The sequence below is a fragment of the Candidatus Nanopelagicales bacterium genome, from assembly GCA_041393815.1.
Lineage (GTDB): Bacteria > Actinomycetota > Actinomycetes > S36-B12 > JAWKJK01 > JAWKJK01.
Genome location: JAWKJK010000001.1, coordinates 202,319 through 216,523 on the forward strand (window position 1 = coordinate 202,319; position 14,205 = coordinate 216,523).

The window sequence follows — 14,205 nt, forward strand, 5'->3', positions numbered from 1 at the left end:
CCAGGCCGGCTACGCCCAGCAGGTGCCCGCCGGCGCCCCGCCGAAGAAGAAGCGCACCGGCCTCATCGTCACCCTGGTCGTGCTGGTGGTCGTCCTGCTGGCCCTCGCGGGCGCGGGCATCTGGCTGGTGCTGAAGAACGCCAAGGTGCTCGACACCACCAAGCTGGAGACCCAGATCGCGGCGGAGCTCACCACCCGGATCGGCGACACCATCACCGTCGACTGCCCGGCCGACCAGCCGGTGGAGACGGGCTACACGTTCGAGTGCGTCGCCAGCGACAGCTCGGGCACCAAGCGCGTCGTCGTCATCACCGAGGACGATGACCAGGGCAACGTGACCTGGGAGCTGACGGACCGCGAGCCCTAGGACCGACCGACCCCGACCTCCCGAGGGGGGAGTGGATCTTCCGCGGAAGATCCACTCCCCCCTTCCCTCACGCGTCACCCCCACGTCACCCCCGCCGCTCGCGACTCCACGCACCGGGTCCACTCACCCCACGACGGAATGAGTCTGGGCGTCGTTTGGACGCCCGATTCCGGCCGGTAAGCAACGCCCAGACTCATTCCGTCCGAGGATCGGGGGGCACGGTCGTCAGCGGGGCCGGCGGGGCCGGGAATAGGCGGAGCGCGTTTCGACCGGGGTGGGCCGGTCGGGGTGGGCCGGTCAGGGTGGGCCGGTCAGGGTGGGCCGGTCAGGGTGGGCCGGTCAGGGTGGGCCGGTCCGGGTGGGCCGGTCAGGGGTGGTCGACGATGCGGGTCGAGACCCGCAGGATCGCGGCCACGTTGCGGTCGACGAGGTCCTGGGACACGTACGACGGCAGCTCCACGGTGATGGCCCAGCCGGGGAAGGTCGCGTTGTACCAGCCGGTCAGGGTCCCGCCGCAGGGCCCGCTGCACGACGCGACCGAGGGGCGCAGCCCGATCCAGCGGGCCAGCTTGCGCGCCCACGCCCTGGTCTTGTCGCCGGTGACGTCGATCAGCCCGAACGGCTGGTGGTAGCTGAGGATCGCGTCCGGCCGCAGCACCCGCAGGAACCGCACCGCGGCCTTCGACTCCGGCTCGCTCAGCGGGCGCGGACCCGGCCAGGTGACGCGGGACCCGGTGGAGCCCAGCCAGTTGTACGGGAAGTTCCGGTTGAGGTCCACGCCGCGGGCGTTGCGGCGACCGCCGACCCGGGCGCCGTCGGGGTTGAGCGTGGAGATGGTCCAGATCTGGACGCCGCGCGGCGCCGTCTCCCGCCGCAGCGCCGACACCACCCGGCGCCCGGCCGGCTCGCTGCCGTGGATCTGCCCGAGGACCAGGACCACTCGGGTGGCGTTGCGGTTGCCCAACCGGCGGGCGACGATCTCGCGACCCTGGACCGAGGTGCCCACCCGCACCACCCGGGGCAGCGCGGCCACCGGGTCGGCCGGCTCCGCCGCAACCGACGCGGACGCGGACGGGTCCGCAGACGCGTTCGGATCACCCGAGGGCGAGCCCGCCGTTCCCGAGGCCGGCCCGGACACCGTGGGGTCACTCGGCTCCGCGGGTGCCGCCGCCACCGCCGGCAGCACGAGCAACCCGGCCGCCAGGCCCGCGGCAACCCCGCCCGCCAGCACGCCGCGCAGCACTCCCCGGAGGGGACCGGGCAGGCCGAGGGCCCGGCCGGTGACCGGCCGGGCTCTCACCTCGCGCGAGCGGGTCAGCCGTCCGCCTTCGGGGCCGCGTCCTCGGCGGCCTTCTGCGACTCCTCCGCCGCGGTCTTCGCGGCGTCGGCGGCGGTGTCGGCCACCTCCTGCGCGGTCTCCGCGGTCTTCTTGGCCGCCTTCGACGCCGCGCTGGACGTCTTCTCCGCCGCCTTGGTCGCCGCGGAGCCGGCCTCGGCCGCGGCACCGCTGACGGCGTCGGCGGCCTGCGCCACCCGCTCGCCGGCGGCCTCGCCCGCCGTCGAGGCGGCGTCCGACACCTTCTGGGCGGCCTTGTCGGCCGCCTTCGCCGCGGACGTGGCCGCACCGGACGCGGCGTCGGCGGCCTTGGTCGCAGCGCCGGACACCGAGTCGGAGACCGAGCCGGCCCAGGCCCCGACGCTGTCGCCCACGGCCTCGGCCTCGCCGCGACGCTTGAGCATGATCACGCCCACCGCGGCCCCGGCGACCGCCGCGGCAACCAGGAGCATCTTCTTCATGGTCGGACCACCTTCTTCGACTCGTACGTCCCGACCCGGGAGGTACGGACCCGGGTGTCTGGCTCGACGCTAGCGCGTGCCGTCCGGCTTGCGCAGGTAGGCCAGGAACAGGTCCCGCACCCCCGGTCCCGACAGGAACTTCTCCCGCTCCCCGGCGTCGAGCACCAGTGCGTGCTCGCACACCCGGGACCAGGCCACGCCCACCGCCTTCGTCAGGGACCCGGCGACCCCCGCCGAGATCGCCGACCCGGCCACGACGCCACCCGGCACGACCTTGAGCAGGCTGGTGACCGCGTACCGACCCGCCATCGTCGCGCCCCCCGTCAGGACCACCGCGCCCGCCGCGGCCAGGGCGCGCGAGCGCTGCGGCGGCAGCCCGTACGCCGCCGTCAGCCGCGCGATCATCGTGACCTGGTTGGGCACGAGCAGGGCGGCGTCCGCGAACGGGATGGGGGTGGCCCCGATCCCGGCGGCTACCGCGACCGCCTGCGCCACAATCGACCGAGCCGCCTGTCTTTTGCGCTCCAAGTCGAGGACCTGCGCCGCGGTCAGGGCGCGCGAGGCCGCCTCCGGCACGACGGCGTACGTCGCGTCCAGCAGCTCGCGCAGCCCGAACACCGGGGCGCCGGTGAACGCGTCCGGCAGGGCGTTGGTGAGCACCACCCGGCCCTGCGGGCGCAGCGGCAGCCGTAGGTCCTCGATGTAGCGGGCCAGCTCCACCGCCTCCGGGTGCGGCACCCCGTCCCGGCTCGGCACCTGGGTGAGCACGACCACGACCGGCAGCCCCAGCGCGTCCAGGGCCCGGACGAACTCCGCCTGCCGGTCCTCGAACCGCCGGTCCGACCAGCGCACGAGGTACCAGGCCGCATGGATCCGCTCGTCCACCGGCCGGGTGCGGTGCTCGTCCACCAGCCGCCGCAGCCCGCCGAGGATCGCGTCTCCGGAGGTGCCGGTCTCGAAGCCCTCGGAGTCGTACAGGCCCAGGAAGCCGTCCGGGTGCCGGTAGTAGACGAGCCCGCGGGTCACCGGGCGACCCAGCCCGGTCTGCGCCACCTCGCGTCCGAAGATCGCGTTGACCAGGGTCGACTTGCCGACCCCGGTCTTGCCGAACACGGCCAGGTTGAAGCAGCCCAGCGCCCGGAAGGCCTCGTGCAGCTGCTGCGCGAACATCGCCTCCAGGTCGGACCGGGCGTAGTCGCGGCCCGGTCCGGATCCGGACCCGGGGTCCGGGACGGCGGGCACTCCGGAACCGGGTGGCGGCGTGGTCACGGGCTCACCGTACGTCCCTCGGGTCGTCCCGCCCGGCGATCACCGGGTTCGCGGGCATACCGGTACGGCGGCGACTAGCGTGCGCAGCGACGGCCGCGGGAGGTGGCCACGGCGCTCGGCGTGGGAGGTGGCGACGGTGGCGCAGGTCGACGAGGACCGGATGGGCGCGTTCGACGCGGTGATGTGGGGCGTCGAGGACGACCCGCTGCTGCGCTCGGTGATCGTGGTCCTGGTCGTGCTGGAGAGCCCGCCGGACGTGCCCACCGGCACCGCCCGGGTCGAGCGGCTGACCCGCGAGGTGCCGGCCCTGCGCCAGCGGGTCATCGGCAACCCGATGTCGCTGGTGCCGCCGCGCTGGGAGACCGACCCCAACTTCGACCTGTCGTACCACCTGCGCTGGGTCCGCGCCCCTCGCACCGACGGCACGCTGCGCCCGGTCCTGGACATGGCCGCGCAGATGGCCGAGCAGGACTTCGACCGGGACCGGCCGCTGTGGGAGATGACGCTGGTCACCGGCCTGGACGGCGACCGGGCCGCGCTGCTGTTCAAGATCCACCACTCGGTGACCGACGGCGTCGGCGGCATGCGCATCGCGGCGTCACTGTTCGACTTCACCCCCGCGCCGCGCGACGACCTCGGGCCCGAGCCCGACGTCCCGGCGCTGAACGTGCTCGACCCGATCCGCCGCGTGCTCAACGGGGTGGAGTACGAGACCCGCACGGCGGTGGACCAGGTGCGCGGCGCCGTGGACGGCGGCCTGGACCTGGTGCGCAAGGCGGTCAGCGACCCGGTCGGGACCGCGGGTGCGGCGACCGCGTTCGCGGCGTCCGCGGGACGCCTGCTGGCACCGGCGGGGACCCCGCTGAGCCCGGTGATGACCGGACGCTCGCTGTCCGTGCGGCTGGACCTGCTCGAGTACTCCCTTGACGACCTCAAGCGGGCCGGCAAGGCGGTCGGCGGCACGCTCAACGACGCGTTCATCGCGGCCGTCGCGGGCGGCCTGCGCTCGTACCACGACTACCACGGGCAGACCCCGCAGGCGCTGCGCATCAACATGCCGGTCAACCTGCGCAGCAAGGACGACAGCCGCGCGGGAGGCAACGCCTGGGTGCCCGCCCGCTTCCCGCTGCCGATCGACCAGGAGGACGCCGGCGCCCGGATCAAGGCGCTGCACCCGCTGCTGAAGCAGGCCCGCAGCGAGCCGGCGCTGCCCATCTCCGGTCAGGTGTTCCGGGTGCTGGCGACGCTGCCGCAGCCGGTGACCACGGCCGTCGCCGGCGGCCTGATGAAGGGCACCGACGTCGCCGCGACCAACGTGCCCGGACCGCCGTTCCCGGTCTACCTGGCCGGCGCCAAGGTGCTCCAGCTGGTGCCGTTCGCGCCGAAGGCGGGCGCCGCCGTGAACATCGGCCTGATGTCGTACGACGGCCGGGCCGAGATCGGCATCAACATCGACACCCAGGCGGTGCCGGACGCGGAGCGGCTGGTGCGCTACCTCGACCAGGCCTTCGGCGACGTGCTGGCGGTGGGCACCCCGCCGTCAGGGGAGAGCGCAGCCGAGGCGAAGCTGGCCGCCGCCGAACCGGCCGAGGCGGCTGCCCCGAAGCCGGCCAAGAAGCGGGCCGCGAAGGCGGGATCGGGCAAGTCCGGCGGCGCGACGGGGAAGAAGGCCACCCGCCCCCGGGCGGCGAAGCCCGCCGCCGACTGACACCGCCGCGCTCCGGTTCGGCGCGCGGCGTCATCCGGGTTACCGTGGAGGACCGCCTCACCCCTCCTGGAGCCCCGCATGCCCCGTCGTCGGCGTCGCGCGACCGCCGTGGTCGCCGGCGTGGCCGCCGTCGCGATGCTCGCGGGGGGCGCCCTGGCCGGGGCCGCGCTGGCCGGCGGTGCACGCAGCGGCGCGCCGCTGTTCGGCCCCGACGAGGTACCGCAGGAGTACCGCGCGCTGGTGAAGCAGGCCGCCAAGCGCTGCCCCGCCGTACCGGTGAAGGTGTTCGCCGCGCAGCTGGCCCAGGAGAGCGGCTGGGACTCGACCGCGGTCAGCAGGGCGGGCGCGCAGGGCATCGCGCAGTTCATGCCGCAGACCTGGAACCAGTACGGCATCGACGGGGACGGCGACGGCGACACCGACGTCTGGAGCCCGGCGGACGCCATCCACTCCGCGGCCGAGCTCAACTGCATCAACCGCGACCTGGTGCGCTCGGTCCCCGGTGACCGGGTGACCAACATCCTGGCGGCCTACAACGCCGGGCACTCCGCGGTGCAGCGCTACGGCGGGGTGCCGCCGTTCCCCGAGACCGAGGCGTACGTCGAGCGCATCCTGCAGCGTGCCCAGGACATCCGGCTCTGACCCCGACGGGTGCCCTGGTGGCACCCCCGAGCTCCCCCTAGACTGACCCGCCAGTCAGTAAGCCGAGGAGGGGGTGGACGGTGTCGGAACGGCTCGCGCAGCCCCCCACCGAGCTCGTCCCGCTGAGCGACGAGCAGCGCGACGTCATCGACCTGTGCCGACGGTTCGCCGCTGACGTGCTGCGCCCCCACGCCCGGGCGGTGGACGAGGAGGACAACGCCCACCCCGGCGCCGACACCTCCTGGCAGGTGTGGCGTGCGGCGACCGAGTCGGGGATCGCCGCGTTCATGCTCCCCCGCGAGTACGGGGGCGGGGGCGTGACCGACGTCTTCACCCAGTGCCTGGCGGTGGAGGAACTGGCCGTCGGCGACCTGGGACTGGCCAACCTGGTGACCAGCAACGGCTTCTTCGCCGACCCGGTGCTGGAGCTGGGCACTCCCGAGCAGTGCCGGCGCTGGCTGGAGCCGCTGGGCGCCCCGGACGCCCCGCAGACCGCGGTGGCGGTCACCGAGCCGGGCGTCGGCAGCGACGCGGCCTCGCTCACCACCCGGGCCGATCGGATCCCCGGCGGCTACCGGCTCACCGGCCAGAAGGCCTGGATCTCCAACGGTGGCGTGGCCCGGACCTACGTCGTCTTCGCGACGGTCGAGCCGGGGACGCGCTCGCGCGGGATCACGGCGTTCGTGCTGGACCGCGACGCTCCCGGCCTGTCCTTCGGCCCGCCGATGAAGAAGATGGGCCAGCGGGCGATCGTCAACACCGAGGTGTTCCTGGACGGGGTCGAGGTCGCGGAGGACGACCGGCTCGGCGGCGAGGGCCAGGGGTTCCGCGGGCTGATGAGGACCTTCGACATCTCGCGCACCGTCCTCGGTGCCGCGGCCGTGGGCTGCGCGCGGGCCGCGTACGAGACTGCGGCGGAGTACGCCCGGCAGCGTACCCAGTTCGGCGCTCCGATCGTCGAGCACCAGGCGGTCGGCTTCCGGCTGGCGGACATGCTCACCCGCATCGACGCCGCCCGGCTGCTGGTGTGGCGGGCCGCGCGCCGCCTCGACTCGGGGGCGGACGCCACGGTGGCCTCCGCCCAGGCCAAGCTGGCCGCGAGCGAGGCCGCGGTCTTGTGCACCTGGGCCGCCGTGCAGACGCTCGGCGGGTGGGGCTACAGCCGGGAGTTCCTGGTGGAGAAGTGGATGCGCGACGCCAAGCTCGAGGAGATCGAGGAGGGCACCAGCGACATCCAGCGGCTCGTGGTGGCCCGCGCGATCGCGCGGGACGGCGCGTGACCGTGCCGGACGAGACCGGTCCCGCGGCGGGACCCGGGCTCGGGAGTGCGGTCGCCGACGCGCTGGCCCGCCACGGGGTGGACACCGTGTTCGCCATCCCGGGGACGCACAACCTCGGGCTGGTGACGGCCGTCGCCGACCGTGGCCTGCGCGTGGTCGTGACCCGGCACGAGCAGGGCGCCGGCTACGCCGCCGATGCGTACGCCCGCATCACGGGGGTCGCCGGCCCGGGACCCGGTGTCGGCGTGCTGGTGACGACCACGGGCCCCGGAGCCCTCAACGCAGCCGCCGCGCTCGCGCAGGCGTGGAGCGACTCCTCGGCCACCCTGCTGGTGGCCCCCGGCATGCCGACGACCAAGCCGGACCTGCCGACCGGGCGACTGCACGAGATGCCGGACCAGACGGCGGCGATCGCCGCCTGCGTCGACGGTGCCTGGCGCGCGCACGACGCCGCCGGGGTCGATGCCGCCGTAGCTGCCGTCGTCACGCGGGCACGTACCGGGCGGCCACGGCCCGGCTACCTCGAGCTCCCCCTCGACCTGGTCGACTCGGTTCCGACCCCCGCAGCGGCGCCGGCCGGCCCGGACCCGACGCACGCCTCGCCGGCACTGACCGGGTCCGCCGCGACGACGGATGAGCCGCGGGCGGTGCGGGCGGCCGCCGCCGCACTGGCCGACCGCGAGCGCGTCGTGGTGGTGGCCGGTGGCGGCGCCCGTCGTGCGGCCGCCGCGGTCCTGGACCTCGCGGAACGGCTCGACGCGTGGGTGGTCACCTCGGTCAACGGCCGCGGCACCGTCGACGAGTCCGACCCCCGGGTGCTGGGAGCCGTCCTCCACCTGCCCTCGGTGCACCGGCTGCTCCGCGACTGCGACGCCGTGGTCGTGGTCGGGTGCGAGCTGGCCGAGTCCGACACCTGGGTGGAGCGGATCGAGCTGCCCGCGACGGTCGTACGCCTCGACGTCGACGCCACGATGCGCGAACGCAACGCACCGGGCCATACGGTCCTGCTGCCGGGCCGTGCGGAGGTGACCCTCCCGCTGCTGCTCGCGGAGCTTCCCGAGCGCCTGCCTCGCCCCACCGCGCTCGAACCGGCTGTGGCGCAGCAGGTCCGGGGCGAGGCGCTGACGCGGTCCGTGCGCTGGCGCGGACTCCTCGACGGGCTGCGCGACGCGCTCCCCGCCGACACCGTGGTCACCGCCGACAACGCCACGGTGGCCTACTACGCCGCCCAGGTCGCGCTCCCGGTGCACTCAGCCTCGTCCTACCTCTTCCCCACCGGCTTCGGGACCCTCGGCTGGGCCGTGCCCGCAGCCGTGGGCGCCGTGTGCGCCGCCCCCCACCGGCCCGTGCTCGCACTCGCCGGCGACGGTGGCCTGATGTTCACCGTGGCGGAGCTGGCGACGCTGCGCGACGTGGCCGTAGCGGCCGGGGTCGGCGTCCCCGTCGTCGTCCTGGACAACGGCGGGTACGGCGAGATCCGCGACCAGTTCCTCGGCCGCGGCGAGCGCCCGGTGGCGGTGGACCTGACCGCACCGGACTGGCCGGCGCTGGCGGCCGCGTTCGGCGCGCGGTGCGTCCAGCCGACGGCGCACAGCGGCGACCCGGCCTGCGGCCCGCAGGTGGCGGACGCGGTGCGGGCGGCATGGGCGCAGCCCGGGGTGACGCTGGTCGCGGTCCGGGAGACCCGGCCGTGAGCGGGCACGCGGCCCGCCGCGCACCGTTCCTGGACGTGCGCTGGACCGACCCGGAGACCGGTGTCGTCGGCTACCTCGTGGTGGACCGGCTGGCCCACGGCGTCGCCTCGGGCGGGCTGCGGATGCGCCGCGGCGTCACCGTGCAGGAGGTCGCCGACCTGGCGTACGGCATGACCGTCAAGGAGGCGGTGGGGCACCGGCCCGGGATGCGCCGGCCGATGATGGGCGGGGCGAAGGGCGGCATCGACCTCGACCCGGCGGACCCGCGGGCGCAGGGCGTACTGGACCGCTACGTCGCCGCGATGAAGCCGCTGGCCGAGGCGTACTGGAGCTTCGGCGAGGACCTCGGGCTGCGCCAGGAGCAGGTGGACCTGGCCGCCGACCGGGCCGGTCTCAGCAGCACGCTGGTTGCTGCGTACCCGCTGCTGACCGAGACCCCGCAGGCGGCCATGCAGCGGGTGCGGGACGCCTTCGCCGTCACCGACGCGGGCGTCAGCATCGGGGACCTCGTCGGGGGGCTCGGCGTGGCCGTGTCGGCGCTGACCGCGGTGCAGCACGACGGCACCGCGCCGGGGGACGTGCGCGCGACCGTGCAGGGGTTCGGGTCCATCGGCGGCGCGGCGGCCCGGTTCCTGGCCCGCAGCGGCGTCCGCGTGGTCGCGGTGGCCGACGTGGACGGGGTCGTGGAGAACCCGGACGGGCTGGATGTCGAGGCCCTGCTGGCCGGCCGGGACCCGCTGGGGCGCGTCGACCGGACGGCACTGCGGCCCGGCGACCGGCTGCGCCCCCGGGAGGAGTGGCTGGACGTCGAGGCCGAGCTCCTGGTGCCGGCGGCGGTGTCGTACTGCCTGGACCTGCACGACGAGCACCGGGTGCGCGCGCGCTGGGTCGTCGAGGGAGCCAACCTGCCGGTCACCGCGGCGGCCGAGTCGGCGCTGGCCCGACGCGGTGTGACGGTGCTGCCGGACTTCGTGGCCAACTCCGCCACCAACTCCTGGTGGTGGTGGGTGTTCTTCGGCGACGTGGCCGACCCGTCGTCGCAGCGGGAGTCGTACGACCTGGTGCGCACCGCGATGACCGAGCTGGTCACGCAGGTGCTCGACGAGGCGGCGACGCGCGGACGCACGCCGCGCGCGGCGGCGATGGACCTGGCGGAGCAGACGTTGGCCCGGCACGCGGGGCCCGGACCCGGCGCTGCCGCGTGACGTGGCCCCAGGCACTGGCCGACCCACAGTCCGTCGCGGTGGTCGGCGCCTCCGACGACCCGTCGTCGTGGGGCCACTGGCTGGCCCGCGGCGCTCTCGGCGGGGCGCACCGGCGCCACGTGCACCTGGTCAACGAACGGGTCGCGGCCACCGCCGGTCGGGTGCTGGGCCGACCGGCGCTCGCGCGCGTGGGCGACGCCGGCCCGGTCGACCTGGTCGCCGTGGCCGTGCCCGGGCCGGCGGTCCGCGCCGTCGTGCAGGAGGGCCTGACCGCGGGAGCCCGTGCGTTCGTCGTGATCACCGCCGACGTCGGCGACGGCACGGATCCGGGGGCCCGGGCGGCCGCCGAGGCCGACCTGGCCGCGCTGGTCGCCGCAGCGAACGCCGTCCTGCTCGGCCCCAACTGCCTCGGCCTGGTCGACCACGCCGTCGACCTCAGCCTCGCCTGGGGCGAGATCCCACCCGGTGACATCGCGGTCGTGAGCCAGAGCGGGCAGGTCGGCCTGGAGGTCGCCGGGCTCCTCGCCGCCCACGGGCGGGGCGTCGCCCGGTTCGTCTCGGTCGGCCCGCGCGGGCTCGGGGTCGTCGACGCGCTGCTCGGGCTGGTCGGGCACGCCGACACCCGGTCCGTGTGCGTCTACGCGGAGGACCTCGGCGACGCCCGGGACCTGGTCGCCGTCGCCGCCGAGCTGGCCGCGGCCGGCGTCGGCATGACCCTGCTGGCCCCCGGGACCAGCGTCGCCGGCGCCCGCGCCGCCGCCTCCCACACGCAGGCGCTGGCGGCCGGGGACGCCGTGATCGACGCGGTGTGCCGGGCCGCCGGGATGGTCCGGGCCGACACCCCGGCGACGCTGGTGGCGGCCGCCCTGGGGCAGGCCGCGCCGGTCCGGCGCCGCGGAACCCGGGTCGCCGTGGTGTCCGACTCCGGCGGCCAGGGAGTCCTGGCCGCCGACGCACTCGCCGCGCGCGGCCTCGCCGTCCCCCCGCTGTCGGTCGCGACCGCCGAGGCCCTCGTCCGCGTGCTCCCCTCCCCCCGTGCCGTCACCGACAACCCGGTCGACCTGGCCGGGTCCGGCGAGGCCGACCTGACGACGTACGCGCAGGCGGTGCGGGTGCTGGCGGACAGCGGCGAGGTGGACGCGGTGCTGCTCACCGGCTATCTCGGCCGCTACGCGCTCGACGTCGCCGGGCTGGCCGAGCAGGAGGCGGCCGTGGCACGTGACCTCGCGGCGGCGGCCGCCGACCGCGGGGTGGCGCTGGCGGTGCACACGATGGCGCCGACGGACTCCGGCACCGGGGCGCTGCAGGCCTGGCGGCACGCAGGGACGCCGGTGGTCGGGCGCGTGGAGGACGCGGTCGCGGCACTTGCGGCCGGTGCCCCGCCGAGACCCGACCCGCCGGTGCCGGACCGCGCCGCCGGTGCGTCCCCCGTCGGTGCGGGGGTCACCGTGGCCACGACGAGACGACCCGCCGGTGCCTCGTCCGGGTACGCCCAGGCACGTGCCGCGCTCGCGGCTCGCGGGGTGTCGTTCCCGGACGCGCAGGTGCTGGCCGCCGGTCCGGACCTGCCGGCCCGGGCGGGCCGAGCGGCCCGCGACCTCGGCGGCCCCGTGGCGGTGAAGGCGACGTCGCTGGCGCACAAGAGCGACCACGGCGGCGTCCTGCTGGGGCTGACCGACCCGGCCGAGGTGACCCGGGCCGTGGCCGAGCTGGTGGCACGGCTGGGTCCGATCGAGGTCACCGTGGAGCGGATGACCACCCTGGCCGGCACCGTCGAGCTCGTCGTCGGCGCGCACCGCGACCCGCACGCGGGACCGGTGCTGCTGCTGGGCGCCGGCGGCGTCCACGCGGAGGCGGTGCCCGACACCGCCGTCGCGCTGGCACCGGTCACCGCGGAGCAGGCCGACGCGCTGCTGGACCGGCTGCGCCTGGCGCCGATCCTCGCCGGCTGGCGCGGGGCCTCCCCGGTGGACCGCGCCGCCGTGGTGGCCTGCGCCCGGGCGGTGGTCGACGTCCTGCTGGCGGACCCCGCGCTGGAGGCGGTCGAGGTGAACCCGCTGCTGGCCGGACCCGGCGGAGCCGTCGCGCTGGACGCGTGGTGCGCGTGGCGGCCCGGGGTCGGCAACGGGCCGGACGAGGAGGGCATGTGACCGCGACGCACTCCGGGACCGCGACCGAGGTGCGCGTCCCGCTCCCTGACGAGGCGTGGCTGGCCGCCACCCTGTACCTGCCCCCGGGTGCCGGCGAGCAGCACCGGGTCCCGGTGCTGCTGGAGGCGCTGCCGTACCGCAAGGACGACCTCACCGCGACCTACCGCCCCGAGTACGTCCGCTTCCGCGACGAGCACGACCTCGCCGTCCTGCGGGTCGACCTGCGCGGCACCGGCTCCAGCCCGGGCATCGCGACCGACGAGTACCCCGTGCAGGAGCAGGACGACCTGGTCGCGACCATCGCCTGGGTCGCGGAGCAGCCGTGGTGCACGGGCGCGGTCGGGATGTTCGGCACGTCGTGGAGCGGGTTCAACTCGCTGCAGGTCGCGATGCGGCGACCGCCCGCGCTGAAAGCGGTGTGCGCGTCGTACGCCACCGACGACCGGTGGACCGACGACGTGCACTACTACGGCGGCGTGCTCCGTCTTCTCGACCAGGTGGACTACCCCCTGTACATGCTGTCGATGAACGCGCTGCCACCGGTCCCGGCGCTGTACGGCGAGGGCTGGCGCGAGGAGTGGGAACGGCGGCTGGCCGGGACACCGCCGTGGCAGCTGCGCTGGCTGCGCGAGCAGCGGCGCGACCCGTACTGGCGGCACGGCTCGCTGCGGCCGGGGTACGACCGGATCACGGCCGCGACGATGCTCGTCGTGGGGTGGGCGGACGGCTACCGCAACAACTCGCTGCGGACCGCGCGGGCGCTGGTCGAGGCGGGCACGCCGGTGTCGGTGCTCGCCGGACCGTGGAGCCACCAGGCGCCGACCTCGGCGGTGCCCGGCCCGCGGGTGGACCACGTACCCCTGATGGCGCGGTGGTTCGACCGGCACCTGCGCGGCGTCGACCCGGCACCGGAGTCGGCGGCGGCGCCGACTCCGGCCGAGGGCGACCTGGTGCTGTTCGTGCGCAGCTTCGCGCCGCCGTCACCGACCGCGGACGCCTGGTCGGGCCGCTGGGTCCGCGAGTCGGTGGCGTCGCTGGAGGCACGGACCGTCCTCCGCGAGGTCGGGCTGGGAACGGGGACCCGGCGCGTCGAGCACGGTCCCGACCTGGGCCTGGCCGCGTGGAACTCCTGCGCCGGCGCGCTGCCGTGGGGCCAGCCGGGCGACCAGCGGTACGACGACGCGCGGTCGGTCACCGTCGACCTCCCGGTGGACGACCCCACGGTGGTCGTCGGGTACCCCGTCGTGCGACTACGGGTGCGGCCGGAGCGGGAACGCGCAGCGGTCGCGGTGCGGCTGTGCGCCGTGGCCGACGACGGCACCTCGCTGCTGGTCTCCCGGGGTCTGCTCAACCTGTCCTACCGGGAGCGCCTCGACGGTGAGGACCCGCTCTCGCCGACGCCGGTCGAGCCGGGACGGTGGTACGACGTCGAGGTCGGCCTGGAGGCATGCTCGTACGAGTTCGCCCCGGGCGAGCGGATCCGGGTCGCGCTGTCGGTGACCGAGTGGCCGAACGCCGCGGCGCCGCCGCAGCGCCAGGGCTACGACGTCGACCTGGCCGCCTCCCACCTGCTGCTGCCGGTGGTGGAGGGGTCCGGGCCCTACCCGGCACCCGTGCTGCCGGAGCCGCCGTCAGCAGATGCGCCGCCGGAAGCGACTGCCTCGCAGGAGGAATCGGCGGACGAGGACGTCGTGCGCTGGTGGACCGAACGGGATGTGCTGACCTCGACGACGTCCGCCAGCGTCGACCACGGGTCGACGTACGACGGGCTGCACGGCGCCCGCTGCAGCGAGCACTACACGGGGACCGTCGACGTGCGGGACAGCGACTGGCGGCAAGGCGCGCGGGCGACCACGCGGTTCGCGGTGACGTGGCCCGAGGTCGCGGTGACGTCCACGTCCACGCTGGACCTGGTCGCGGATGAGGAGGCGTACGACGTCACCCTCACGCTGGCCGTGGACGCCGACGGCGAGCCGTACCACCGGCAGACCTGGCACGAGCGCATCCCCCGCGACCTCGGCTGACCCGCTCCCCGACGGCCGCTGCGCGACCGCCCGCCCCAGCGTCGAGTGCTACCGCGTGGGGGCTGAGGC

The 14,205-nt window shown here is 75.7% G+C and carries 11 protein-coding genes; 8 read left to right on the plus strand and 3 right to left on the minus strand.

The window, feature by feature from the left end; all coding sequences use genetic code 11:
- Positions 1-22: 22 nt before the first annotated feature.
- On the plus strand, positions 23-367 hold the full coding sequence (locus R2737_00925; GenBank protein ID MEZ5114801.1) for a DUF4333 domain-containing protein: 345 nt from the start codon (positions 23-25) through the stop codon (positions 365-367).
- Between the two features lie 367 nt (positions 368-734).
- Here the strand turns inward: R2737_00925 and R2737_00930 are convergent, their stop codons facing one another.
- From R2737_00930 to R2737_00940, 3 genes are all read right to left on the minus strand, one after another.
- Positions 735-1,667 carry a DUF2817 domain-containing protein gene (locus tag R2737_00930; protein ID MEZ5114802.1) on the minus strand — a complete coding sequence of 311 codons (933 nt, stop codon included), beginning with the start codon at positions 1,665-1,667 and terminating at the stop codon, positions 735-737.
- Positions 1,668-1,681: 14 nt separating this feature from the next.
- Complete coding sequence (locus tag R2737_00935) at positions 1,682-2,164, minus strand: hypothetical protein (GenBank protein MEZ5114803.1); 483 nt, start codon at positions 2,162-2,164, stop codon at positions 1,682-1,684.
- 69 nt (positions 2,165-2,233) lie between these two features.
- A complete protein-coding gene (locus R2737_00940) occupies positions 2,234-3,433 on the minus strand; it encodes a DUF697 domain-containing protein (GenBank protein MEZ5114804.1) in 1,200 nt (399 codons plus the stop codon).
- A 136-nt stretch (positions 3,434-3,569) separates the two neighbouring features.
- Between R2737_00940 and R2737_00945 the strand changes: the two genes are divergently transcribed.
- The 7 genes from R2737_00945 (at position 3,570) to R2737_00975 (ending at position 14,136) form a co-directional block, all read left to right on the plus strand.
- Entirely contained in the window at positions 3,570-5,141 is a 1,572-nt protein-coding gene (locus R2737_00945; GenBank protein ID MEZ5114805.1) for a wax ester/triacylglycerol synthase family O-acyltransferase, read from the plus strand.
- 78 nt (positions 5,142-5,219) lie between these two features.
- On the plus strand, positions 5,220-5,783 hold the full coding sequence (locus R2737_00950) for a lytic transglycosylase domain-containing protein (protein ID MEZ5114806.1): 564 nt from the start codon (positions 5,220-5,222) through the stop codon (positions 5,781-5,783).
- Positions 5,784-5,863: 80 nt separating this feature from the next.
- Positions 5,864-7,063 carry an acyl-CoA dehydrogenase family protein gene (locus R2737_00955; protein MEZ5114807.1) on the plus strand — a complete coding sequence of 400 codons (1,200 nt, stop codon included), beginning with the start codon at positions 5,864-5,866 and terminating at the stop codon, positions 7,061-7,063.
- Positions 7,060-8,757: a thiamine pyrophosphate-binding protein gene (locus R2737_00960; protein MEZ5114808.1), complete on the plus strand. Its 1,698-nt coding sequence runs from the start codon at positions 7,060-7,062 to the stop codon at positions 8,755-8,757. Before R2737_00955 ends, R2737_00960 begins: the two co-directional genes overlap by 4 nt.
- Complete coding sequence (locus R2737_00965; protein ID MEZ5114809.1) at positions 8,754-9,962, plus strand: Glu/Leu/Phe/Val dehydrogenase dimerization domain-containing protein; 1,209 nt, start codon at positions 8,754-8,756, stop codon at positions 9,960-9,962. Before R2737_00960 ends, R2737_00965 begins: the two co-directional genes overlap by 4 nt.
- Positions 9,959-12,112, plus strand: coding sequence for an acetate--CoA ligase family protein (locus R2737_00970; protein MEZ5114810.1), 2,154 nt, complete (start codon positions 9,959-9,961; stop codon positions 12,110-12,112). Before R2737_00965 ends, R2737_00970 begins: the two co-directional genes overlap by 4 nt.
- The gene (locus R2737_00975) at positions 12,109-14,136 is read left to right on the plus strand and encodes a CocE/NonD family hydrolase (protein ID MEZ5114811.1); all 2,028 of its coding nucleotides are present in this window, start codon (positions 12,109-12,111) and stop codon (positions 14,134-14,136) included. The genes R2737_00970 and R2737_00975 overlap by 4 nt, the downstream gene beginning before the upstream one ends.
- Positions 14,137-14,205: the final 69 nt, after the last annotated feature.

What these genes read in the sequence shown, in the direction of transcription:
- R2737_00935 (MEZ5114803.1), bottom strand. Translation starts at nt 2,164, where the DNA reads ATGAAGAAGATGCTCCTGGTTGCCGCGGCGGTCGCCGGGGCCGCGGTG.
- R2737_00950 (MEZ5114806.1), top strand. Translation starts at nt 5,220, where the DNA reads ATGCCCCGTCGTCGGCGTCGCGCGACCGCCGTGGTCGCCGGCGTGGCC.